This window comes from Enterobacter cloacae complex sp. P24RS (assembly GCF_014982165.1).
Lineage (GTDB): Bacteria > Pseudomonadota > Gammaproteobacteria > Enterobacterales > Enterobacteriaceae > Enterobacter > Enterobacter quasihormaechei.
Genome location: NZ_JADCKU010000011.1, coordinates 1 through 25,217, shown reverse-complemented (window position 1 = coordinate 25,217; position 25,217 = coordinate 1). Strand labels below are relative to the sequence as shown.

General features: G+C 56.2%; 19 protein-coding genes. 2 read left to right on the top strand and 17 right to left on the bottom strand.

What is annotated here, in order from left to right:
* Positions 1–164: 164 nt before the first annotated feature.
* From mukB to cmoM, 4 genes are read right to left on the bottom strand one after another with little or no spacing between them, the layout of a single operon-like run.
* Complete coding sequence (mukB, locus tag INF58_RS12990; protein ID WP_063866284.1) at positions 165–4,613, bottom strand: chromosome partition protein MukB; 4,449 nt, start codon at positions 4,611–4,613, stop codon at positions 165–167.
* Positions 4,613–5,317: a chromosome partition protein MukE gene (mukE, locus tag INF58_RS12985; RefSeq protein ID WP_049132609.1), complete on the bottom strand. Its 705-nt coding sequence runs from the start codon at positions 5,315–5,317 to the stop codon at positions 4,613–4,615. The genes mukB and mukE overlap by 1 nt, the downstream gene beginning before the upstream one ends.
* Positions 5,298–6,620, bottom strand: a complete 1,323-nt coding sequence (gene mukF, locus INF58_RS12980; protein WP_193527831.1) for a chromosome partition protein MukF — start codon at positions 6,618–6,620, stop codon at positions 5,298–5,300. The genes mukE and mukF overlap by 20 nt, the downstream gene beginning before the upstream one ends.
* A 3-nt stretch (positions 6,621–6,623) precedes the next feature.
* Positions 6,624–7,403: a tRNA uridine 5-oxyacetic acid(34) methyltransferase CmoM gene (cmoM, locus tag INF58_RS12975; protein WP_063449157.1), complete on the bottom strand. Its 780-nt coding sequence runs from the start codon at positions 7,401–7,403 to the stop codon at positions 6,624–6,626.
* 120 nt (positions 7,404–7,523) lie between these two features.
* On the opposite strand from cmoM, the gene elyC reads away from it, so the two are divergent.
* Positions 7,524–8,303 carry an envelope biogenesis factor ElyC gene (gene elyC / locus INF58_RS12970; RefSeq protein ID WP_107535057.1) on the top strand — a complete coding sequence of 260 codons (780 nt, stop codon included), beginning with the start codon at positions 7,524–7,526 and terminating at the stop codon, positions 8,301–8,303.
* On the opposite strand, the gene INF58_RS12965 is transcribed toward elyC, so the two are convergent.
* From INF58_RS12965 to INF58_RS12905, 13 genes are all read right to left on the bottom strand, one after another.
* Complete coding sequence (locus INF58_RS12965) at positions 8,280–9,173, bottom strand: YcbJ family phosphotransferase (RefSeq protein WP_193527830.1); 894 nt, start codon at positions 9,171–9,173, stop codon at positions 8,280–8,282. The two genes, elyC and INF58_RS12965, sit on opposite strands and share 24 nt — an antisense overlap.
* 131 nt (positions 9,174–9,304) lie before the next feature.
* Positions 9,305–10,051: a 3-deoxy-manno-octulosonate cytidylyltransferase gene (kdsB, locus tag INF58_RS12960; RefSeq protein ID WP_063449160.1), complete on the bottom strand. Its 747-nt coding sequence runs from the start codon at positions 10,049–10,051 to the stop codon at positions 9,305–9,307.
* Positions 10,048–10,230 (bottom strand): protein YcaR, encoded by a 183-nt coding sequence (gene ycaR, locus INF58_RS12955; RefSeq protein WP_193527829.1) that lies wholly within the window; start codon positions 10,228–10,230, stop codon positions 10,048–10,050. Before ycaR ends, kdsB begins: the two co-directional genes overlap by 4 nt.
* 45 nt (positions 10,231–10,275) lie before the next feature.
* Positions 10,276–11,505 (bottom strand): winged helix-turn-helix domain-containing protein, encoded by a 1,230-nt coding sequence (locus INF58_RS12950; protein ID WP_193527828.1) that lies wholly within the window; start codon positions 11,503–11,505, stop codon positions 10,276–10,278.
* Positions 11,506–11,548: 43 nt separating this feature from the next.
* The gene (gene lpxK / locus INF58_RS12945; protein WP_193527827.1) at positions 11,549–12,526 is read right to left on the bottom strand and encodes a tetraacyldisaccharide 4'-kinase; all 978 of its coding nucleotides are present in this window, start codon (positions 12,524–12,526) and stop codon (positions 11,549–11,551) included.
* A complete protein-coding gene (gene msbA / locus INF58_RS12940) occupies positions 12,523–14,271 on the bottom strand; it encodes a lipid A ABC transporter ATP-binding protein/permease MsbA (protein ID WP_063449163.1) in 1,749 nt (582 codons plus the stop codon). Before msbA ends, lpxK begins: the two co-directional genes overlap by 4 nt.
* A 36-nt stretch (positions 14,272–14,307) precedes the next feature.
* Positions 14,308–16,572 (bottom strand): ComEC family protein, encoded by a 2,265-nt coding sequence (locus INF58_RS12935; RefSeq protein WP_193527826.1) that lies wholly within the window; start codon positions 16,570–16,572, stop codon positions 14,308–14,310.
* A 212-nt stretch (positions 16,573–16,784) separates the two neighbouring features.
* On the bottom strand, positions 16,785–17,072 hold the full coding sequence (gene ihfB, locus INF58_RS12930; protein ID WP_003858233.1) for an integration host factor subunit beta: 288 nt from the start codon (positions 17,070–17,072) through the stop codon (positions 16,785–16,787).
* A 170-nt stretch (positions 17,073–17,242) separates the two neighbouring features.
* Positions 17,243–18,916 (bottom strand): 30S ribosomal protein S1, encoded by a 1,674-nt coding sequence (gene rpsA / locus INF58_RS12925; protein WP_003858235.1) that lies wholly within the window; start codon positions 18,914–18,916, stop codon positions 17,243–17,245.
* A gap of 111 nt (positions 18,917–19,027) precedes the next feature.
* Positions 19,028–19,711, bottom strand: a complete 684-nt coding sequence (gene cmk, locus INF58_RS12920; protein ID WP_131638111.1) for a (d)CMP kinase — start codon at positions 19,709–19,711, stop codon at positions 19,028–19,030.
* Positions 19,712–19,896: 185 nt separating this feature from the next.
* Positions 19,897–21,180 (bottom strand): 3-phosphoshikimate 1-carboxyvinyltransferase, encoded by a 1,284-nt coding sequence (aroA, locus tag INF58_RS12915; RefSeq protein ID WP_107535052.1) that lies wholly within the window; start codon positions 21,178–21,180, stop codon positions 19,897–19,899.
* 68 nt (positions 21,181–21,248) lie between these two features.
* The gene (gene serC, locus INF58_RS12910; RefSeq protein WP_063866274.1) at positions 21,249–22,337 is read right to left on the bottom strand and encodes a 3-phosphoserine/phosphohydroxythreonine transaminase; all 1,089 of its coding nucleotides are present in this window, start codon (positions 22,335–22,337) and stop codon (positions 21,249–21,251) included.
* A 162-nt stretch (positions 22,338–22,499) separates the two neighbouring features.
* Entirely contained in the window at positions 22,500–23,192 is a 693-nt protein-coding gene (locus INF58_RS12905) for a DUF421 domain-containing protein (protein WP_193527825.1), read from the bottom strand.
* A 127-nt stretch (positions 23,193–23,319) separates the two neighbouring features.
* Here INF58_RS12905 and ycaO point away from each other — a divergent pair, with 127 nt between their 5' ends.
* Positions 23,320–25,080 carry a 30S ribosomal protein S12 methylthiotransferase accessory factor YcaO gene (gene ycaO, locus INF58_RS12900; protein WP_193032545.1) on the top strand — a complete coding sequence of 587 codons (1,761 nt, stop codon included), beginning with the start codon at positions 23,320–23,322 and terminating at the stop codon, positions 25,078–25,080.
* Positions 25,081–25,217 lie beyond the last annotated feature (137 nt).

The window sequence follows — 25,217 nt, the reverse complement described above, 5'->3', positions numbered from 1 at the left end:
TTTTCACGACATGCCCATTATTCTGGAGCTTTCCTTCAGTATAGAAAGGCATACACGCTGTTGCCTTACCTTATGTAAAGAAGTTTAAAGATAACGCAGCCCTGAACACAAGTTAAGTGAATAAAAAAAGCGGCGCATACGCGCCGCCTTTTGTCTGAGCCGCCTTACGAGGCGTCAGCCGTGCCGGGTAAGGATTCCGGCGGCTGCGGTGCGAAGCCGCGCAGGCCAACAACGTGCACGTGCTCGGTGTTCTGAAACACCTTACGCACCAGCTTATAGGTCGTCCCTTTTTCCGGACTGATGTTTTCCGGCGCCGCGATAATGAGCTGCATATCAAGACGATCGCAAAGCTCAAACAGCGTGGCGATGGAGCGGGCATCGAGACGCGCCGCTTCATCAAGGAACAGCAGGCGGCATGGGGAGATGTCTTTGCCGCGCAGACGACGCGCTTCATCTTCCCAGCTCTGCACCACCATCACCAGAATCGACATACCGGTACCGATGGCTTCACCGGTGGAGAGCGCGCCGGATTCCGCGCGCAGCCAGCCGTCAGAGCCACGGTTAACCTCAACCTCCATTTCCAGGTAGTTGCGGTAGTCCAGCAGCTCCTCGCCGATGGTTTGCGGTGTGCGCTGGCCCATGTCAATCTGCGGATTCAGACGCTGATACAGCTTCGCCAGCGCTTCAGAGAAGGTCAGGCGGTTGCTGTTGAACAGATCCTGATGCTGCTCGTGCTGTTCAGACAGCACGTCCAGCAGCGTGGAGTGCGCCTCGCGCACGTTCACGTTCAGACGCACGCTGTTGACCTGGCCAAACGACACGCTTTGCAGGCCCTGGTTCAGCTGACGGATACGGTTCTGCTCGCGCTGAATGGTTTTACGAATAATATTCGCCACGCTGCGGGAACTGATTGCCAGCTTCTGCTCGCGGGAGGTCAGCTCTTCCGTCAGACGGCCCAGCTCGATCTCCATCTGTTCGATCGCTTCAACCGGATCGTCGGTACGGATGATGTCCTGACGAATACGCTCGCGTAAGTGCTGATACACCGCCACGAAGAACTGAATTTTGCGCTCTGGACGCTTCGGATCTTCGGACATGCGCAGCACGTCGCGCAGGTGTTCGTTATCCGCCACCGCCAGACGCAGCGCGCCCAGCGCCTTATCCGACATAGAACGCAGTTCATCGGCCGACAGATACGCCAGCTCGCGGCGGTGCAGACGACGCTCCACGTTATTGTCTTTCACCATGCGCATGACCGCGCACCAGCCCGCCTTCGCGGTCACAACCTGCTCGCGCATCTCGTGATAGTCACGTTCCAGCTTGCGCAGGCGACGCGTCAGGTTGTCCATCTCCGCTTCACAGAAGGTCAGCGCTTTTTCCAGCTGGTTACGACGCGCACGGTTGTTGCTGAGCTGCGCATGCAGCTCATCGCGGCGAATACGTGCCCGCTCTTCTGCACCGCTGTCGGCGCGCACGCCAATGTCCTGCAACTCTTTATGCAGGTCGTTTAACAGCTCTTTTTTGGTGTCGAAGGAGCTTTTCAACGACGCCATCACCTGGCTGTACTGGCTCAGCTGTGCGGCGTGAGTACGCATCGCTTCGCGCGCGCGCGTACGTTCTGCTTCCGCCTGCTCAAGGCGCTGGCGCAGCTTTTCATTAAGATCGCTGTTCCCGCTCAGCATTTCTGCTGAATCGGAGTAGCCGAAGTGCGCGCGACGTTGCACCACTTCCGTCAGGGCAAAGGCCTGCTGACGCGCTTCGCGCTGCACCTGCTGTGACCAGGCGTAATCCTCTTTTAACTGCTCAAACTGTTCCGGGTCGCTCTGGAGAACGGAAACCATCGGCTCCAGCTTCGCCAGCTGATTGCCGTGCTGCTGCACAAAGCGCGCGGCTTCCTGCGCCTCGTCCAGTCGTTCCTGAATTTCATCCACGCGGTCGGCGAGCGTATCGTCCGCCAGCAGGTTCAGGCGCGGCAGGATGCGGTTAAGCGCCGCAACGCCCTCTTTCGCCTGCTCGAACTGGACGCGGCTCTGCTGGTTGTCATTTTCATGGCTGGCCAGCGCGCGCTCCAGCTCACCGCGGCGGGTGTTGAGCTTGCGAATTTCGGCTTCCGGATCGGGCTCAAAGGCCACGCCCAGATGGCTGCCGATAAAGCGGCTGAAGGCCTGATGCAGACGCTGGGTTTTCTGCACGTCAAACGAGAGGGTCGCGAATCGTTCGGAAAGCGTTTCGCGCTCGGCGTGCAGGCTTTCAATGCGGCTTTCACGCGCGGCGCGGCCAAACAGCGGCAGTTCCGGGAAGCGCGAGTAGCGCCACTGGCGATCGGCGATTTTCACCACCACCGCTTTTTCCAGCTCGTCGACGCTGAATACGCTGTCATCAAACGACTGCGGATCCCCTTCGATGAGGTAGAGATCTTCCGGACAGTCTTCCAGCCCTGCAAGCTGGTCAGAAATCAGCGACAGGTCCGGCACCACAATCGCGTTACGGGACGGACCGTACAGCGCGGAGAAGTACGGCGCATCGTCCAGGCCAACGTCGTCATAAATCTCAGACAGCAGAACGCCGCCGAAGCGCTCGGCTAAGGCATTCAGGCGCGGATCTTCAGAGCCACCGGGCTGGCTTAAACGCTCGATCTCTTCATCGACGTCACGCTTGCGCGCGCCCACTTCGTCACGCTCAACAATCGCTTCGCGCTCGCGCTCCAGCAGCTGTTGCATGTATTCGGTGACGTCCTGGCTGGACGCAAACTCCTGGCCACACTGTTCGCTAAGCTGGTTCAGGCTGCTTTGTGCGGCCAGCCAGATCGGCGCACGCTGCAAGAGCGTCTTCGAACGGGACTGAAGCTGTTCCAGCTCCTGACGCAGCGTCATACGCTGTTCGCTGGCATTTGATACGGTATCGGACAGGGCCGCAATACGCGCTTCCAGCTCCTGATGCAGGGCCTCAAGCTCGTCAAAATCGTAACGTTTACCCTGCCGTTTGCAGAACTCCGCCAGCAGACGCTCGGCTTCCTGCTGTTCGCGCAGACGCTGTTCCAGCTCGTTGAGGCGCATGCGCAGCGGCTGCACCTGCTCGGCCAGATGGCGCTGATTGACGCCATCGCGCAGCAGTTCGCGGGCAACGTCCCACGCTTCGTTACGCGCGAGCGGACCGTTGATCGCCACCACCAGCTGGTACGCCTGCTCAAACTGGCTGTGCGCGGTTTGCGCCACGCTCATTTTCTGATCGAGAGAAAGCAGTTTTTCGGTGGCTTCCTGCTCTTTGGCCTGGAAGGTATCCAGCCATTCATCAGCGCTTTCCGGGGTCAGGTCCGGCAGGTGGCACAGCTCTTTGGCGCGCTGCAACGCCTGTAGCGCCTGGTTGTACTGGATCGCACGCGTCTGCTGCACGTCCAGCGCCTGCTGGTAATCCGCGAGCTGGCTTTTCAGCTCATCCACTTCCAGCTCGGCGGCTTCAGCGCGGGCTTCGTTCTCTTCCTGCAAATCGGCGGCTTCGGCCACCACTTCATTTTGTTCTTCAAGACGAATTTGCAGCTCGTCAAGATCGGCTTCATAGCGCTCGATTTTTTCCTGCTGACGGAGCGCGGTCTGCACCAGGTTCAGATGATCGCTGGCGGCCTGGTAATCGGCTTCCAGATCCCCTTCTGCACCGTTGTGCTCGCCCAGCTCGCGCGCCATTTCGACATGCTTATACTGCTCGGCCACCAGCTGTTTACGGGAGGTAAACAGCTCGCGGCGGTACTCCAGCGCCTGATCGAGATGAATGCGGCGCTCGTTGGCGTGACGCATGTAATCCGCCGCCACGTAGTTGGTGGCTTCGCTGATCAGGTGCTTAAACAGGTCGCGGTCAGACTGCGTAACGCGAATTGCTTCCAGCGTCATGCGGTTTTCACGCAGCGCAGCTTCCATATCCTGGAAGGCCTTACGCACGCCGCTGTTTTCCGGCAGCAGGTAGTCGCGCAGGGAGCGGGTAATGGCGCTGGAGATACCGCCGTACAGGGAGGCTTCAATCAGACGGTAGTATTTACTACGATCTGACGCGCTGCGCAGTCGACGGGCAACCACGCCGAGATCGAACATCAGGGAGTGGTAGTCGGTGATGGAGTTAAACTGCTTAAACTGCACGCCTTCGATGGCTTCCAGCTTGTCCTTCAGCTCCTGGAGCGTCAGGACGCGCGCCTGGCGTTCATTCAGGGTTTCCGTCAGCAGCGCGGTCGGCTGCACGGAGGTTGGCAGCCCCTGGATCGCAAACGGCTTGATATCCACCTTACGGTCGCGGCCGGCAACCTGTTGCAGACGTACGCCCACAACCACGCGCTGATGACGGGAGTTGATCACGTCCAGCACGGAATAACAGACGCCCGCTTTTAGCTTACCGTGCAGACCTTTATCACGAGAGCCGCTCGTTGCGCCGGCTTCGGTGGTATTACGGAAGTGCAGCAGGGTCAGGTCAGGGATCAGCGCCGTGACGAAGGCCGCCATGGTGGTGGATTTACCCGCCCCGTTACCGCCGGAGAGCGTTGTCACCAGCTCATCCAGATCGAAGGTTCGGGCAAAGAAGCCGTTCCAGTTGATCAGCGTTAGTGAGCGAAATTTACCGCGTTCAATCATTACTCTTCCTCCCCGCTATCCGGCTGATTCTCTTCATGCTCGTCATTGAGCTGCAAATGGTTTTCCACCGGCATCGCTTCACCGTCACGGATCATGCGCAGCTGCGCTTCACGCGCATCGTCACCCGCGCGCACGTCGGCGCCAAAGCGGAAGACCGATTCGGTGATGCGGAATTTGCTGCTGTCGTGGCCCATGAACCACACCATCCCCAGACGGCGCAGGCGGTTGAGGGAGGAACGTACTTTTTCCTGTAATTTCTGACGGTCCAGATCGGACCCCGTCGAACGGTTGTTTACCAGCTTCAGGAGCTTGCTTTCATCCGCCAGCGACAGCAGCTCATCGTAAAGCTCCTGCTGGGTGAAGATCCCTTCATTGGCCAGACGTTCCGGGCTGAGGTAGAGGTAGCAGAGAATTTTGCCAACCATCATGTCCAGTTCGGAAAGCACCGAGCGCGGAATAAGCGTGGTAGAGCGCGGGCGCAGGTAGAAAAACCCTTCCGGCGCGCGGATCAGCTCAACGTTATAGCGAGCGTAGAACTCTTCCAGATACTCCTGGAAGTCCATCAAAAAGGCGTGATTATCCAGCTCGTCAAGGCCAATGTGACGACCGGCACGCAGCTGGCTGTCCAGCGCCGGAAACAACGGATTTGCCAGCGCCTGTGCCAGCTTAACTGGCATCACGTTTTCAATATTTGTCAATGACATGCGCCTGTACCTTGGCTCCGTAATCGTTAATCGGCTGCCACTTCGGCGGCAGTCCGGTGAAATCGGCTTGTGCGATGCCCAGGCGCACCGCATGGTCTACAACAATGCGGGCTACATCGAAGTGGCGGGCTCGCGGATACTGCGCCAGATAGTCGCGCACCACGAGGCCAAGATCCAGCGGCGCTTGTCTGGTTTTGTAGACAGCGAGCTGTTCTTCGATCATCGCCGCAAGCTGCTCGCGAATTTCGTTAAATTCTTCGTATTCCAGATCCGGCGGCAGTTCACCGGTGACCTCTTCATCGCGCAGCGCCATCTCTTCGTCGCGCATATCCAGCAGACGATCGGCATTGGCGTAGGTCAGCGCCCACGGCGCGTCAAAGTAGGTCTGTACCGACTGGCGCAGACGCTGAGCAAAGACGCGGTTCTTATCCATATCGATAGCGGTACGGATAAATTTATGCACGTGGCGATCGTACCCGATCCACAGGTCGATCGACTGCTGGCCCCAGCTGATAATGCGGTCAAGCTTGCTTTGCAGATCGAACACCAGACGGTCGATAAAATGCAGATCGTCGTGCGCCAGCGTCGCGTCCTGGATGCGCAGCAGGTTGGCCTGTAGCTTGTCCCCCGCCGCCTCCAGCGTATCCTGCAACTCACGCAGCGTACCGGACGTTTCTGACAGTAAGAGTTCACAGCTGGAAATGGCCGCGCGCCAGTCTTTATTCAGCAGCTGGGCAATATCATCTTTCACCTGCTGCTGCTGTTCGTCCATCAGACGTTGAGTCAGATCGATACTGTCGAAAATCTCAGCGACCGAGTATTTCAGCGGCGCGTAAACGTTGCGGTGCCAGTGGAACTCGTCACCGTTTTCATCGGCCGCGTCGGCGGCACGCTTCAGCTCGCCTGCAACAATGGAGAGCTGCATGGAGAGACGCAGCGTGGAAAATTCGCGCTGGCGGATGTAGTAATCGGTAATGCCAATGCCCAGTGGCGTCAGACGATAGATGGCGTTTCCTTCCGCCTGCTCGCTGGTAAAGCGGTTCAGCAGACGTTGACGCACCATATCATTGATTGCGTTATTGGCACGCACGCTAATGGTTTCGCTGGTTTGCTCAAACGCATCACTGACGTGGCGGAACGCGTCCACCAGTTCGCCTTCACTCATTTCGCCATCCAGGCGTTCGCCGTTCAGCGTCGCAACCGCCAGCAGGAAAGAGAGTCTGTCTACCGGCAGCGAGATGGAGAAATCGTTTTTCCTGGCCCAGGCAACCAGTTCGGGGACTGTCTGGGAAAATTCACTCATAGATTATCCTTGCATCTGCGGCTTGCGCGCGGTGACGTGGATATAGCGACCAAGGCTCAGGTAAGGCTCCTGGCGGCAGTACCGCGTCTCTATTTCTGTTAAGGCGTCTAAACAGTCGTCCTGTTTTTGTTTATCACGCAGATAATCATGAAACACCCTCACGCCGGTTTTGCCGGTAATTTCCCAGCCGATCTCCTCCAGCCAGCCATAGACCTGCTGCGGTTCACGGGGGAAATCCGGTGACAGCGTGCGTCGTTTCTTTTTATACATGCCCTGCTGTACGTAGCCAAAATTGCCCACCAGCACGTTTCGCATCAGCAGGCCGTTGGCGTTGTAGAACATCAGCGATAACGCACCGCCCGGGCGCAACATCGACCACAGCGTTTTTAACATCGCCTGCGGTTCGGCGACCCATTCGAGCACAGCATGAAACAATATCAGATCAACCTGCGTTTCCAAATGCTGCGGAATGTCCTGAGCGGCGCAATGTATAAAATGCATGTTGTCGCTCACACCTTTCTCTTCTGCCGCTCGCTCGGCGCGCGCAACCATCTCGGCAGAAAGATCGCACAGCGTGACGTGATGCCCCCGCTGCGCCATCAGAATTGCAGTCTGACCTTCCCCACCGCCGGCATCCAGCACGCGCAACTGTCGGTCACCGAATTCCGCCAGCAGCTTGTCCAGATCCTGCCAGAGGATCGTCTGACGAAGCTGACCTTTGGTGGTGCCATAAATGTTGCGCGAAAACTTTTCCGCGATGTCATCAAAATTGCGATCCCGCATTGGGAGGGTTCCACTCACTGCAAAACCGCTATTTTGTCACACCCGCGCGGAGAATGAACCACTCTGGTGTAATATCACGAGCAATCACCTGCTGTATGGTTAAAAAAGGAACCAAAAAGGATGCTTTTTACCCTAAAAAAATATATCGGAGGCATGATGCTTCCCCTTCCCCTGCTGCTGCTCGTCATCGCCCTGGGGCTGGGATTGATATGGTTTAGCCGCTTTCAGAAAAGCGGTAAATCTCTCGTCACCGCGGGCTGGCTGGCGCTGCTGTTGCTCAGCCTGCAACCGGTCGCCGACGGTTTATTACGCCCGATAGAGAACACCTACCCGACGTGGCAGGGAAACCAGAAGGTGGACTACATCGTGGTGCTGGGCGGCGGGTATACCTGGGACCCTGACTGGGCCCCCAGCTCAAACCTGATCAACAACAGCCTGCCGCGCCTGAACGAGGGGATCCGCCTGTGGCTTGCCAACCCGGGATCGAAGATGATCTTCACGGGCGCTGCGGCAAAAACCAACCCGGTCAGCACCGCTGAAGCAGGGGCAAGAGTGGCTGAATCGCTTGGCGTACCGCGTTCCGACATCATCACGCTGGATAGCCCAAAAGATACTGAAGAAGAGGCGGCGGCGGTGAAACAGGCTATCGGTGACGTGCCGTTCCTGCTGGTGACCTCTGCTTCACACCTGCCACGCGCAATGATTTTCTTTGAGAAGCAGGGTCTGCATCCGCTTCCTGCTCCGGCAAACCAGCTGGCCATTGACGCCCCGCTCAACCCGTGGGAACGGATAATCCCGTCCCCGGTATGGCTGATGCACAGCGACCGCGTCGGCTACGAGACGCTTGGCCGCCTGTGGCAGTGGCTCAAGGGTTCGTCAGGCAAGCCAGGGCAAGAGTGACGTTGCGGCAAGATCGAAACTGGCGCGATTGAAGCGCCCGGTGTTGACCAGCTGCGCCACCTCATCCCAGAGCAGATAGAGCCAGCGCCGCCAGAGAAAAGCTTCCGCAACGGGGGCGCGCTGAAGATAATGCCAGAGCAACTCTTCCGCGGCCCCGCCCTCGCTCAGCCTGAACAGCTCGTACTCGCGCGGCGCCCAGAGCATTATCCCCGGTCCGACCATCGCCAGAAGCTGATCGCTGCGCGAGTCTTTTAGCATGCTGCGCAGCGTGAAGTTGCCATGAATCAGCACACAGTTGTCGTTAAAACCCTCAAACAGCGCGGGCAGACATTCCCGGGTGCGGAACAGGATGCGTTTGTCCTGCATCGTCAAACCGGTGTTGTTGAATTGGTTGAGCGTGCCCCACAGCACTTCAACGCGCTGGCGATACCACAGCGGCCAGAGGTTTTCCTGGGTGCTGTCTACCGCGCCAACCAGACCGCGGCTGTCGTGCCGGTGCCAGCCAAGCAGGGCTTCGACAATCTGATCCTTCAACTGCTCCCAGCGCGCCGGCGTCCGCGTCGGGGCTTCTACAGAAACCCCGTGTAAACGCTCAATCAGCAGAACATCCGGGCCGGGATGCTCCTCATGGGTCATGACGCCGTAAACCGTTGGCATACGGACCGTTCCTTCCCGCGCCAGCATCGACGTTTTCCAGGCCAGCTGTCTGGCGACGCCCGGCGAGCTAAAACTTCTGGCCATCAGCGGCATGGGGTTTCCCTGACTGTCATACAACGCCCAGAGCGCGGTATCAGGCTTTTCATTTACGCACTCCACCCGGCTTAGCTTTTCGCCAAGGAGATGGCTCAGTTCAGCACGCAGTTGTTCCATATGAGATTACCCCCATTAAGACTACTGCTTTTATAATGAGCGTGCGAAACCCGGATGTCACCCGGTCGAGATCAATAATGAAAAAGAAAAGGGAGAAGAACATCCCCTCAGAATGAGGGGATGGCTGCGAATTAACGCATTTCGACGCGTACGCGCTCAAGATCTTCAGGCGTATCCACGCCGGTACCAGGGACTTCCTGGGCTACCGCAACGTGAATTTTCTCGCCGTACCACAGCACGCGAAGCTGTTCGAGCATTTCGATATGCTCCAGCGGGCTTGGCGCCCAGGCGACATAGCGGCGAATAAAGCCGGCGCGGTAGCCGTAAATACCGATATGGCGCAGGAAGGTTTCGCCGATCGTCTCTTTCGACTGCGCGAAACGATCGCGATCCCACGGAATGGTGGCGCGGGAGAAATAGAGCGCGTAGCCCTCGGCATCCATGACAACCTTCACCGCATTCGGATTGAACGCCTCTTCTGCGTGGTGAATCGGCACCGCAAGTGTCGCCATGCCGACCTGACGCTGGGCCAGATTGTCGGCCACCTGACGGATAATTGCCGCCGGGATCATCGGCTCATCGCCCTGCACGTTTACAATCACCGTCTCGTCGCTGAAACCGCATTTTTCGACGACTTCCGCCAGGCGCTCGGTGCCTGACTGATGGTCGGCACGGGTCATGCATACTTCCCCACCCGCGGCCTCAACCGCACGCGCAACGTCCGGGTGATCGGTAGCGACAATAACGCGACCAGCCCCCGATTCGCGCGCCCGTTCAAGGACATGCACAATCATCGGCTTACCGTTGATATCCACCAGCGGTTTACCCGGCAGGCGCGTTGAAGCATAACGCGCAGGGATGATGACAACAAAACTCATGGTTTGCTCTCTTCTGCCACCATCGAACGGGCTTCGTTTTCCAGCAGGACCGGAATACCGTCACGCAGCGGGAACGCCAGGCTGTCCAGTTTGCAAATCAGCTCTTGTTTATCCTGGCTGTAGTACAGTTTGCCGTTGCACACCGGGCAGGCAATAATTTCAAGTAAACGGTGATCCATAGTTCCTCCGTATGGGTAATCCATAAAGCTTATCATATTCCCTTTTCAGGGAGTGTCTGTTTCCCAGCCACCTCGACAGGCCGTAAACAGCCCCGCAGGCACGCGGCCCAGTACAATGTTGTGCGCCCCCTGCCAGCGCGCAAAGTCACTGAGCGCGGTCGTTAATCCTTTTTCCAGTCCAGCCGTCACCTTTATGCCCTCTTCAAGCCAGAGGGCGATAATTTCAAGCATGCCGGTTTTACGGTGCATTTTAGCGTCCATGCGCCCGACCAGCTGGCCTTTATGCAGCAGCGGCAAAACAAAATAACCGTACTGACGCTTTGGTGCCGGGGTGTAGCATTCCAGACGGTAATTAAAATTAAACAGCTGCCCGGCCCGCTTTCTGTCCCAGACAACCGGATCGAACGGCGACAGCACGGTGCTGTGCGTTGCCTGTGGCTTTCCCTCAAGCGCCTGAGGCAGCAGCGGGAACAAATCCGCATGCAGCCACATATCACCTAGCGACGCTACCGAGACCGGCAAGACGCGCTGTTGGCGCTGCCACGTTTCCAGCAGCGGTTTGAGCTGCGGCTGACGCAGGCGATAATAGTCCGCCAGCCACTGTGGTCGAAATATGCCCAGGCTGCGGGCGCTGTTCTCGAGCATAACGGCTTCGGCTGCGTCCTGAGACAGCAGATCGCGCGTATCGTCCCAGTGCGGCATAACGCGTTGCGTAAGGTCATAGACGCGCTGAAAGTTGCGGCGCTCAACCACCATCACTTTGCCCGACGTAAACAGCCCTTCCAGATGGCGCTTGTGCGGTTTCCACTCCCACCATCCGCTTGCGCCTTTTCGCGGGTGCTGAAAATCCGCGGAGCGTACCGGGCCGTTTTCATGAATATGGGCAATCAACTGCTCTATTTCAGCCGCGTGTTCCACCATCCACGCCTGACGGTATTTCCAGCCCATTTTGTCCGGGGCGAGCATTCGGTGACGCACCAGCGCAAAATCGCTGCGCGGGAGAAAACAGGCTTCATGCGCCCAGTATTCCATCAGTTCGCCCTGACGCAGCGCATCATCCAGCCATTGTGGTGGATAGTTTCCCAGGCGGCTAAACAGGACGAGATACGGGCTACGCGCCACGATGTTAATGGTGTCGATTTGCAGCAACGACATGTGTTGCACGGTAGAGAGGATATCGGCTGGCTGCGCGCGACGGCGGGGCTTTTTCAACAGCCCCTGAGCGGCAAGATGCAGGTTACGTGCGGCTGCAAGTGAGAGTTGCGGTAGAGACATGCGTTTTCCTGTCAGTCAAAGCGCCACCGGAACCGCGTTGAAGTTACTGCACTAACGCGAGCAGTTCCCTGAGCAAATGTTCCGGCTGTTCACCGCTGAGTTCAGCGTCAACCGGCAGATACCACCAGTTTTCTTTCGCAAAGGCCCGGCATTTTACCGCGTCTTTTTCCGTCATGATTAGCGTCTGCCCCGGTGCTGCCAGCCTGTCGACCTCGTCGGCCACCAGCGCCTGGTGATCGGCCAGCGGCACCCGTTTTTCAAGCCTTGCGCCACACTGCTCCAGCGTCGCGAAAAAACGCGGAGGATGACCAATCCCGGCCATCGCAACCAGACGATCCAGCTGCGCGACGTCTTTACGCTCACCGGTCAGCATATTCACTGCCTGTCCGGGACGAAGATGCATCGGGATCTCGCCCGCTTTGGCTTCACCGCCGTTTACAATCACAGCATCAACGCTCTTCAGGCGCGACGCACGCTCACGCATTGGACCGGCTGGCAGCCACCAGCCGTTGCCAAAACGCCGCACGCCGTCAATAACCACGATCTCTTTGTCACGCGCCAGTGCATAATGCTGCAAGCCATCATCGGTAATAATGATTTGTACGCTATGCTGCGCAAGCAGTGCCTTCACGGCACCACTGCGCACCGGCGATACCGCAACCGGCGCACCCGTGCGCTGGTAAATCAGTACTGGCTCATCACCGGCTTCAGCGGTTGTCGTGTCCGGCCTCAGCACCAGAGGATACTGAGCCGCTTTACCGCCGTAACCGCGTGAGACCACGCCCGCGCGGATACCGCGCTTCTGGAGCTGTTCTACCAGCCAGATCACCACCGGGGTTTTGCCGTTTCCACCTGCTGTCAGGTTACCGACCACCACCACCGGTACCGGTGCGCGCCAGGCGCGCTTGATCCCGAGGCGGTAAAGCAGACGAATAGCACCGCTCACCAGGCCATACAGCCAGGAGAGCGGGAGAAGCAGCACCCACAGAGGGGATTCACCCGACCAGATGCGTGCAATCATTGACCGAACTGCATTTTATGGAGCTGCGCGTAAACACCACGCTGTTCCAGCAGGTCCGCATGGCTGCCGCGTTCAACGATAACGCCGTCTTCCACCACCACGATTTCGTCAGCCTGTTCGATTGTCGACAGACGGTGCGCGATAACCAGCGAAGTACGGTTTTTCTGCAATTCATCCAGAGCCGACTGGATAGCGCGTTCAGATTCCGTATCCAGTGCGGATGTCGCTTCATCCAGGATCAGAATCGGGCTGTTGCGCAGCAGCGCACGGGCAATCGCGATACGTTGACGCTGACCACCGGAGAGCAGCACGCCGTTTTCGCCAATGATCGTATCCAGACCATTATCCATTTTGTTAATAAAGTCCATTGCATAGGCCATGCGCGCCGCGTTTTCAATCTCTTCACGGCTGTACTCTTCGGTACGGGCATACGCAATGTTGTTTGCCACCGTATCGTTGAACAGATGCACATTCTGCGATACCAGCGCGACCTGGTTACGCAGCGACTGTAGGGTATATTCCCGCAGGTCGTGGCCATCCAGCAGGATCTCGCCCTGGTCGATGTCGTAGAAACGGGTAATCAGGCTGGCAATGGTCGACTTGCCCGAACCGGAACGCCCCACCAGCGCAACGGTTTTACCCGCCGGAATGGATAGGCTGATATCACGCAGTGCCGGCACTTCGCGGCCTGGATAAGTAAAGGTGACGTTACGGAACTCCAGGTCGCCTTTAGCACGTTCGATCACGCGTGTACCTTCATCTTTTTCCTGTTCGGAATCGAGGATGCTGAACAGCGTCTGGCAGGCTGCCATCCCGCGCTGGAACTGGGCGTTGACGTTGGTCAGCGATTTCAGCGGACGCATCAGCGCAATCATGGATGAGAACACCACGGTAATGGTACCCGCAGTCAGGGTCTCCATGACGCTCGGGAAGCTTGCGGCATACAGAACAAAGGCCAGTGCCAAAGAGGCAATCAGCTGAATGATCGGATCGGAAATCGACGAGGCCGATACCATTTTCATCCCTTGCAGACGCATTCTGTTGCTGACCTTGTCAAAGCGTTTGGTTTCGACTCCCTGACCGCCGAAAATCAACACTTCTTTATGGCCTTTCAGCATCTGCTCGGCGCTGGTAGTAACCTGCCCCATCGTATTCTGCATATTTTTACTGATGTTGCGAAAACGCTTGGACACCACGCGGATAGCGATGGAGACAATCGGCGCCAGCACAATAAGGATGAGCGACAGCTGCCAGCTGTAATAGAACATCATCGCAAACAGACCGATGATGGATGCCCCCTCACGCACAACGGTAATCAGTGCGCTGGACGACGATGATGCCACCTGCTCTGAATCGTAGGTAATACGTGACAGCAGCGTACCGGTTGACTGTTTGTCAAAGAAAGAGACGGGCATTCCCATCATATGGCTGAACAGCCGACGGCGCATGGTCATCACCACTTTGCCGGATACCCAGGAGATGCAGTAGCTGGATACATAGCTGGAGATTCCGCGTAAGATCATCAGCCCAATAACCACCAGCGGCATCCATAGCAGCACTGAACGATCCGTTTTACCAAAACCGTCATCCAGTAACGGTTTGAGGAGCGATAACATAAACGTATCGCTGGCTGCGTTGAGGATTAACGCTACGCCCGCCACGATCAAGCCTGCTTTGAAAGGAGCAATCATCGGCCAGAGCCGGCGGAACGTTTGCCACGTGGAGAGATCTTTGTCGTTATGCATTCAAAAAACCAGCATTTGTTGAAATAGCCGCATATTCTACCCGTTATCTACGGGCGCGCCAAACCACTGATGATACCAACGCGGTAAATAGTGTTCACGTAAGCGGCGAATGTGCCGACTATGGTGCGAAAACGTCACAGATATCTGCCCTGACTGAGGGGTATCAAGCCACTGATATCCCTCAGTTCGATAGCGCCGGACCACTTTTTTGGAAGGGAAACGCCATGCGTTATAGCGGGCCATTGAGGCCAGCGAAACCTGCCCCTCAACGCGCTGTAGCAGCGGCGTTGAGGATGACGTGTTACTTCCATGATGCGGCACCTGAATCAGTGTAGACGCAAGTTGACGCCAGCGGTGGCTCAGCATTCCCAGCTCTGCCTGCGCTTCAATATCTCCGGTCAGTAAAACACTCTGTTCGCCGTCATCAATTTTTACCACGCAGGAGCGGTTGTTACCCTTCACAGCGGTGTTTTCTGGCGGCCAGTGCGCGGTGAACGTTAGCCCCTGCCACTGCCATTGCTGCCCACGAAAGCAGGGAAGATGCCCGGCCCAGGCCAAAGGGCTCCTGATCCACATTGCGGGCCAGGCGGTTTTTAGCGATGCCAGTCCCCCCGCGTGATCGAGGTGTTCATGGCTCAGGATCACCCCTTCCGGGCTCAGATGATGCCAGCGTAGCCAGGGGATAATCAGCTGTTGCGCGCTGTCACCACCGGGCCACGCCAGCCCGGTGTCATACAGAATAGCCTTACCGTGACGCTCAATGACCATCGCCAGCCCCTGCCCTACATCAAGCATATGCAGTGACCAGCTATCGGTTTTATCCCTGTGCCAGAGTGGAAATGCCAGCACCACGCTGCCTGCCAGACAGACGGCGGGAACTGCGCTGAAAGCCCTGAATCGCCAGCCAATAATCAGCAGCCACGGCAGTAACGTCAGGTATTGCCAGCGCTCATCAACGTCCTGCCAGCCATCTGGTAAACGCATCAACAGCCAGAAAAGCCCTGCCAGAGATTTATCCGCAGCCAGCCAGACGATACTTTCCAGCGCAGCGACCGGAAACAGATGCAGAAACATGCCGAGCAGGATAAGAGGAACTGAAATAAAGGTGACCAGAGGAACGGCAAACAGGTTCGCCACCAGCGAGGATACACTGAAACCATGGAAAATCAGGACCTGAAGCGGCAACAGAAGCAGCAGCATTCCGACCTGCAAATACACTAGCGTCGCCAGCGGCCGCAGGCCACGACTCCGTTGCCAGGATGGAAGAGGCAACCACTGATACCAAAAAATAAGCGCGGCGACCGCAAACGCGGATAACGCCAGGCTTTGTGACAGCACCGCCAGAGGATCGAAAATCAGGATCGCCGCCACGCAGGTAAGCCAGACCTGCCAGGGCGACCACTGGCGACCGCTCATTTTTAATGCGGCCAGCACCACAAGCGCGATAACCGTGCGCAGCGCAGGCGGCTGCAATCCCGTAAGCCACGCGTAAAACGCGGCAAAGAGCAGACCTGCCAGCAGGGGCATTTGCCAGATAATCCAGCGGCCCGGCAGGAAAAACTGGATGCCCCGAGCCAGTAGCCAGACAGCAGAAGCTGCCAGCGCAATATGCAGTCCCGAAATGGCCATGAGATGCATCGTTCCGGTCTCACGCATCAGGTTTTTTATCTCCCGCGAGACCGACAGGCGCTCTCCCATCCCCAGCCCCAGGATCACGGACCCCCACTGATATGCGGAAAGCGTATTCTGTAGCGACGTCAGGTATTGCGAACGCAGGCTACAGCGTTCGTCAACGATTGCCGCATGGGTAAACCGTCCGCTCAGCGTCTGGTGTCGGGCGAAGGCATTTTTCTGCGAATCATAGCCGCCATCGTTGAGCTCTCCGTGTACTGCCCTGAGCCGCAGGGTCATCGCCCAGCGTTGGCCGACGCAGACATTTTGCGGCAAGTAGTTGCCATACAGCGCCACGCCCATGTTAGCCCATACGCGTTCGCCATTGAGGCTGACAATCTTTCCCTGATGCATCGTTGCGCCGTCCGTTGCGGTAATGACTACCTCGGCCTGCTGCGGGCCTTTCGTTAAATGGTTCATCGGCCACACGCTCTCCTGAGCGGCCAGAAATCCCCAGCACAAAAAGAGCACTGTGAGGCCTGAAAACGTAAGCCACTTTTTTTGCCGCAACGATAACGCAATTCCTGCTGCAATCAGCATCCAGACAGTCTGCAAATCGGGCAAAACGGGTAACCAATAGAGCGGGATTATGGCCAGAATGGCGCAGATACTGATGACGTGGATCCCCATCTTCACCTCCATGTTTCAGGTGATTATGCGGCGGGGCTGGCGCGTCGTCAGACAGAAAAGGCGTGATTTACAGCGAGCGCTGCAACGTTTTTAAGTACTTGCAGAAAAGAGAAGCTGAGAATGCGGCGCGTATTCAGAAACGCAGAGGCGAGAGACAAAAAAAGCACCCTAAGGTGCTTTCTTTAAACTCAGTTTAACCCTGATGATTAAACTCAGTTGCCGTAAATATTGGCGCGATCGCGCAGCTCTTTACCCGGCTTAAAGTGCGGAACATACTTTCCTTCCAGCTCCACTTTATCGCCAGTCTTCGGGTTACGCCCGGTACGTGGTGCACGATAGTGCAGAGAAAAACTACCGAAACCGCGGATTTCAATGCGCTCGCCCTGGGCAAGAGTGGTAGCCATATGCTCCAGCATCTCTTTAACGGCATCTTCCACAGCCTTAGCAGGGATATGCGGTTGCTGACTGGCAAGTCTTTCAATCAATTCTGACTTGGTCATGATTCCTCCGGTTCCTTTCAAACCAATTAGCTGAACAGCTCATTAAACAAGGGCGGCCGTAGCCGCCCTTTGTTATTGATTACAGGACGAATCCTGCAATCTGTCAAGTCTGCTCTCCATCCTTCGCGCTGTAAATGCGTTACAGCTCAAATGATGGTGCGAACCTGAACTTACTCGCCTTTAGCTGCTTTGAAAGCTTCAGCCATTGCGTTGTTAGAGAAGTTTGCATCTTCCTGTTTGTTAACAGTTGCGATTGCATCTTTCTCATCAGCTTCGTCTTTAGCACGAACAGACAGGCTGATTGCACGGTTCTTACGGTCAACACCGGTGAACTTAGCTTCAACGTCGTCGCCAACGCTCAGAACCAGAGTTGCATCTTCAACGCGGTCACGTGAAGCTTCGGAAGCGCGCAGGTAACCTTCAACGCCGTCAGCCAGTTCTACGGTTGCGCCTTTCGCGTCAACAGCAGTCACTTTACCGTTTACGATTGCGCCTTTCTTGTTCAGTGCAACCCAGTTGTTGAACGGATCTTCTGCGAGCTGTTTAACGCCCAGGGAGATACGCTCACGCTCTGCGTCAACTTGCAGAACAACTGCTGCGATTTCGTCGCCTTTTTTGTATTCACGAACTGCTTCTTCGCCTGCAACGTTCCAGGAGATGTCAGACAGGTGAACCAGGCCATCGATGCCGCCGTCCAGGCCGATGAAGATACCGAAGTCAGTGATAGACTTGATTTTACCTTCAACACGGTCGCCCTTGTTGTGGGTTTCCGCGAACTGCTGCCATGGGTTGTTTTTGCACTGCTTCAGGCCCAGGGAGATACGACGACGTTCTTCGTCGATATCCAGAACCATCACTTCCACTACATCACCAACGTTAACAACTTTGGATGGGTGGATGTTTTTGTTGGTCCAGTCCATTTCGGAAACGTGCACCAGACCTTCAACGCCTTCTTCGATTTCAACGAAGCAGCCGTAGTCAGTCAGGTTGGTCACGCGACCAGTCAGTTTAGTCCCTTCTGGGTAACGCTTAGCGATAGCTACCCATGGATCTTCGCCCAGCTGTTTCAGGCCGAGGGATACACGAGTACGCTCGCGGTCGAACTTCAGCACTTTAACAGTGATTTCGTCGCCCACGTTCACGATTTCGCTTGGGTGCTTAACGCGTTTCCACGCCATGTCGGTGATGTGCAGCAGGCCATCAACGCCGCCCAGGTCAACGAATGCGCCGTAGTCAGTGAGGTTCTTAACGATACCTTTGACTTCCATGCCTTCCTGCAGGTTTTCCAGCAGTTGATCGCGTTCTGCGCTGTTTTCGGATTCGATAACGGCACGACGGGAAACAACAACGTTGTTACGCTTCTGGTCCAGCTTGATTACTTTGAACTCAAGCTCTTTGCCTTCGAGGTGCAGGGTGTCACGGACTGGACGAACGTCTACCAGTGAACCTGGCAGGAACGCACGAATACCATTCAGCTCAACAGTGAAGCCACCTTTAACTTTGCCGTTGATAACACCGACCACAGTTTCAGCTTCTTCGTAAGCTTTCTCCAGCGTGATCCATGCTTCGTGACGTTTAGCTTTCTCACGAGACAGCAGGGTTTCGCCGAAGCCGTCTTCTACTGCGTCCAGAGCAACGTCAACTTCGTCCCCTACCTGGATTTCCAGCTCGCCCTGGGCGTTTTTGAACTGCTCAGCCGGGATGGCAGACTCAGATTTCAGACCGGCGTCAACCAGTACTACGTCTTTGTCGATAGCAACAACAACACCACGAACGATGGAACCCGGACGGGTTTCGATTTCTTTTAAGGATTCTTCAAACAGTTGAGCAAAAGATTCAGTCATGTTTAATCTTCAGGTTAATATTAACGTCCACCTGGCTCCGTGCCGGATGGGGTTGTTTCACATACCCGCCGTCAATCCATTGCAGCGGGGGTACTGCTAAATCGGTCGCGATTACGCGAGTGCCAGTTTTTGGCGCGCATATTGTAGCGCTTTTTCAATCACTTGCTCAATAGTTAAACTGGTAGAATCCAGCACTAATGCATCTTCTGCGGGAACAAGCGGTGCGACGGCGCGGTTACGATCGCGGTCATCGCGCTCTTTTATCTCGGATAAAAGGCGATCAAAGTTAACACTAAACCCCTTTTCCTGCAACTGAAGCATACGGCGTTGAGCACGTTCTTCCGAAGAGGCGTCAAGGAAAATTTTCACTGGCGCATCAGGGAATACCACGGTTCCCATGTCGCGGCCGTCGGCGATCAGCCCCGGCGCTTCACGGAAACCACGCTGGCGACGTAACAGCGCCTCGCGAACGCGAGGGAAAGCCGCCACCTGAGAAGCCGCATTGGCCACTTCCTGCGTGCGAATTTCAGCACTGACATCTTCCCCTTCCAGGATCACTTCAAGGTTGCCATCAGTAGAGACAAAGCGCACATCCAGATGCGCAGCCAGCGGTACCAGCGCTTCCTCGGACGCAACATCCACATGATGATGCAGCGCAGCCAGCGCCAGCACGCGATAGATTGCTCCCGAATCTAAAAGATGCCATTGCAATGCTTCCGCCATCGCTTTGCACAGAGTACCTTTCCCTGCGCCACTCGGCCCATCAATGGTGATTACCGGGGCAATTGCCGTCATCTTTTTCTCCTTAATTAAGGCATACCGTTAACATGAACGCCGCGCATTATACGCGCCAACGTGCGCAACTGTTAACTTTGCGTGCAAATTCCGAAATGATTGAAGCAGAGTGTAGAAGAAATGAAAGAGGATGACTGTCAGAAAGCGTAAGGAAATGCCGCATCGGGTGATGCGGCATAAGATCATCAGGCCAGGGTGCTAATGCGCGCCAGCTGCTCGAAGTAGTCCGGGAAGGTCTTTGCCGTACATTTCGGATCGAGGATAGTGACCGGCGTATCCGACAGCGCCACCAGCGAGAAACACATCGCCATGCGGTGATCGTTGTAGGTGCCAATTTCTGCAAATTGCAGTTTTGCCGGCGGCGTGACGCGAATGTAGTCTTCGCCCTCTTCGACCTCCGCCCCCACTTTACGCAGCTCGGTTGCCATTGCGAACAGGCGGTCCGTCTCTTTTACGCGCCAGTTGTAAATGTTCCGCAGCGTGGTGGTGCCTTTCGCAAACAGCGCAGCGGTGGCAATAGTCATCGCCGCATCAGGAATGTGGTTCATGTCCATATCGATAGCGTTCAGCTCACCGTGGGTACAGGCGATGAAGTCATCGCCCCAGGTCACCACCGCGCCCATTTTTTCCAGTACGTCGGCAAAACGGATATCGCCCTGCACGCTGTTGCGGCCAATCCCGGTCACCTTGACGGTACCGCCCTTGATCGCGCCCGCGGCCAGGAAGTAAGAGGCCGATGACGCGTCGCCTTCGACAAGGTACTGACCCGGAGACTGATACTGCTGTCCACCGCGAACCACGAAGCGCTGGTAAGACTGGTTTTCCACCTCAACGCCGAAGGTATTCATCAGGTGCAGGGTGATATCAATGTACGGCTTAGAGACCAGGTCGCCTTTAATGCTGATAACGGTATCCTGTGGGGCCAGCGGTGCGGTCATCAGCAGCGCGGTCAGGAACTGACTGGAGACGCTACCGTCCACCTCAACGTTACCCCCGGTAAATCCACCGCGCAGACGCAGTGGCGGGTAATTTTCCTGCTCAAGATAATCAATCTGCGCGCCGCCCTGACGCAGGGCATCCACCAGATGGCCGATCGGGCGCTCTTTCATTCGCGGCTCACCGGTCAGCACAATATTGTTGTTCCCCAGACACAGCGCTGCGGCCAGAGGACGCATTGCCGTACCGGCGTTACCCAGGAAAAGCTCCAGCGCTTCAGCAGAACGTAACGCGCCGCCGTTACCGGTGACTTCACAACGGGTACGATCGTCGGACAGCGTATAATGAACTCCCAACGCTTTCAGCGCATTGAGCATATGGCGCACGTCATCGCTGTCCAGCAGGTTGGTGAGGACGGTGGTGCCGTGTGCCAGAGCTGCCAGCAGCAGAGCGCGGTTCGAGACACTTTTTGAACCAGGCAGATTAATGGTGCCATCTACCCGCGCGATAGGTTGTAACGTCAGGGATTCCATGAAACTCAACTCTCAACTCAACATAATAAAAACCCCGCAGCAACGCTGCGGGGGTGAAAAACAGCCCGTTAACCGTGACGACGTTCGAAGTCGATCATGAAATCGGTCAGGGCTTTAACGCCTTCCAGCGGCATGGCGTTATAGATAGAGGCACGCATCCCGCCAACCACGCGATGGCCTTTCAGCGCGTGCAGACCCGCCGCGAACGACTCTTCCAGGAATACGCTGTCCAGGCTGCTGTCTGCCAACTGGAACGGTACGTTCATGCGCGAACGGTTAGCTTTCGCCACATCGTTACGGTAGAAATCGCTCTTGTCGATCGTGCCATACAGCAGTTCGGCTTTCTGCTGATTGATCTTGTCCATCTGCGCCACGCCGCCGTTTTGCTTCAGCCATTTGAAGACCAGGCCGGAGAGATACCAGGCAAACGTAGGTGGGGTGTTGAACATGGAGTCGTTGTCATTCAGGACGGTGTAATCCAGGATTGACGGGCAGGACTTATGGGCTTTCCCCAGCAGGTCTTCACGGACGATGACAATTGTCAGCCCCGCAGGACCGATGTTTTTCTGAGCACCTGCGTAAATGACGCCGTAGCGGCTGACGTCCAGCGGGGTGGACAGAATGGTTGAAGAGAGGTCCGCCGTCACAATGACATTGTCGCCAAAGTCTGGCTCTTCGTGAATGGCGATGCCGTCGATGGTTTCGTTCGGGCAATAGTGGAGATACGCGGCGTTGTCAGACAGCTGCCACTCGCTCATCGGCTTCACGGCGCGCAGGCCGTCGACGGTGATTTTGGCATCGATGACATTCGGCGTGCAGTATTTGTGCGCTTCTTTTACCGCACTGGCTGCCCAGTAGCCGGCATCGACGTAATCAGCAGTGGTTTTGTCGCCCAGCAGATTAAGCGGGATACCCGCAAACTGGCCGCGTCCACCGCCGTGACAGAACAATACTTTGTAGTTCGAGGGAATGTTCAGCAGATCGCGAAAATCCTTTTCTGCCTCTTCCGCCACCTGAATAAACGCTTTACCCCGGTGGCTGATTTCCATCACCGACGTACCCAGACCGTTCCAGTCACAAAGTTCCTGTTGAGCCTGTTTAAGCACGTCTGCCGGTAACATTGCCGGACCTGAACTGAAATTAAAGACTTGAGCCATTTCCCCTCACCACGCTAAAAGCCATAAGTTATAACTGTGGATATCGGTTTTATCATTCAGTGACACGCGCCGCAATGTCTAAAACTTATGGCCGGAGAAATGTGTCCCTCGTCACACAAAACAATCTGCCGTACCGTTGTCACAAAACCGACAAAATCGCTGTCAGGTAATGCGCTTAGCCCGGCTAACCTTCGTCCATTCTGGATTCGCACAGCGAGGACATAATTGATGATCGCCCGCCTGCATGCCCACCACGTGGCTACATTTTATGCAGGCATACTCGCCCGCCTCAGGTACGGTTTTGTATCGCTCGATGAGCATATCCGGCAGGATGCACAGCCCGGGCCTGACCTCATCGTCGGGATAGTAATAAATGCTGATTTGACCGTTCGTTTCCATAATCGCCAGACGCACCTGCCCCAGCTGTTCAACGCTGCTGATGCGAAGCTCCATGAAGAACTCAAACTCCGTCATATTGGCGCGTTGCACGTTCTCCCAGGCCAGTTGACCCTCTTCGACAATCACCACCGGTTTCCCTTCGAACAGATCTTCCAGCTTTTCGCTTTTCGACATCAGCCACATGACCAGCCGGTAGAGCAGCGCGAGCGTCACGAAGACGACAAAGACCGGCACCATAGGCACATCGTCATAAAAGGCAACGTCCCCCGCCGCCGACCCCAGCGTCAGGATGATCAGCACCTCAAACAACGACATCTGCCGGACGCCGCGGCGTCCGGTGATTTTCAGAAACAGGAAGACGAGAACAAAGGTGTAGAAGCTGCGCAGCGCCACTTCACCTAAAAACTCGGGGGGAACTTTATCAAACGCCATCCGCTGGAGATCAAATGCTTTCATTTTTCTATGCCTTAACAGTAGGTTACTGCTTATAAGCATAGCCCAGCCATTTATTTTCGCCGGAGATAGCACCCGTCACGCAAAACCCGTATCATTGCGCGCTTTACGTACGATAAAAGTGAACGCCATGACTCAAACGTTTATCCCCGGCAAAGACGCCGCTCTGGAAGATTCCATCGCTCGCTTCCAGCAGAAACTGACCGACCTGGGCTTTAATATCGAAGAAGCCTCCTGGCTGAATCCGGTGCCTCACGTCTGGTCCGTGCATATTCGCGACAAAGACTGTGCGCTGTGCTTTACCAACGGTAAAGGCGCAACCAAAAAAGCGGCGCTGGCCTCTGCGCTGGGTGAGTATTTTGAACGTCTGTCGACCAACTACTTCTTCGCCGACTTCTGGCTGGGCGACACCATCGCCAACGGTCCGTTCGTTCACTACCCGAATGAAAAATGGTTCCCGCTGACCGAGGACGATGAACTGCCGGAAGGTATTCTGGATGCGCGTCTGCGTGCGTTCTACGATCCGGAAAACGAACTGACCGCCAGCATGCTGATCGACCTGCAATCCGGCAATGAGGAACGTGGGATCTGCGCCCTGCCGTTCACCCGCCAGTCTGATGAGCAGACCGTGTATATTCCGATGAATATCGTTGGCAACCTGTACGTGTCTAACGGCATGTCCGCCGGTAACACCCGCAACGAAGCACGCGTGCAGGGGCTGTCTGAAGTTTTCGAACGTCACATCAAAAACCGCATTATTGCAGAATCCATCAGCCTGCCGGAGATCCCGGCTGACGTGCTGGCCCGCTACCCGGGCGTGGTGGAATCCATCGCCAAACTGGAAGCGGAAGGTTTCCCAATCTTTGCCTACGACGGTTCTCTGGGCGGCAAATATCCGGTTATCTGCGTAGTGCTGTTCAACCCGGCCAACGGCACCTGCTTCGCCTCCTTCGGCGCGCACCCTGACTTCGGCGTGGCGCTGGAGCGTACCGTGACCGAACTGCTGCAAGGTCGTAGCCTGAAAGATCTCGACGTGTTTACGCCGCCGACCTTTGATGATGAAGAGGTCGCCGAGCACACCAACCTCGAAACGCACTTTATCGACTCCAGCGGTTTGATCTCCTGGGATATGTTCAAGCAGGACGCGGACTATCCGTTCGTGGACTGGAGCTTTGCCGGTACGACGGAAGAAGAGTTCGCCACGCTGATGGCGATCTTCAACGCGGAGGATCAGGAAGTCTATATTGCCGACTATGAACACCTTGGCGTTTACGCGTGCCGTATCATTGTACCGGGCATGTCCGACATTTACCCGGCAGAAGATCTGTGGCTGGCGAACAACAGCATGGGCGCACATCTGCGTGAAACCCTGCTGGCCCTGCCGGGCAGCGAGTGGGAAAAGGAAGATTATCTGAACCTGATCGCCCAGCTGGACGACGAAGGTCACGATGATTTCACCCGCGTACGTGAGCTGCTGGGTCTGGCAACCGGAAAAGATAACGGCTGGTACACGCTGCGCATTGGCGAACTGAAAGCGATGCTGGCGCTGGCGGGCGGCGATCTGGATCAGGCTCTGGCCTGGACCGAGTGGACGATGGAGTTTAACCAGTCCGTCTTCTCCGCCGAGCGCACTAACTATTACCGTTGCCTGCAAACGCTGCTTCTGCTTTCTCAGGAAGACGAGCGCGAGCCATTGCAGTATCTGAACGCCTTTGTCCGCATGTACGGTGCAGATGCTGTTGAAGCTGCCAGCGCGGCACTGAGCGGTGAAGAGCCGTTCTATGGCCTGCAAGCGGTTGACAGCGATCTGAAAGCCTTCCCGGCGCATCAGTCGCTGCTGAATGCGTATGAAAAATTGCAGAAGGCAAAAGCCGCTTACTGGTCAAAATAAGCGCATATAACATTAATGGCAGTAGGCGTATTCAACCGCCTGAGCTATATTACGGGGCAATTTCATTGCCCCTTTTTTTTATTTTTAGGCAATGACATTTAAATGTAATAGTTATTTATCTTATACAAAAATGACGA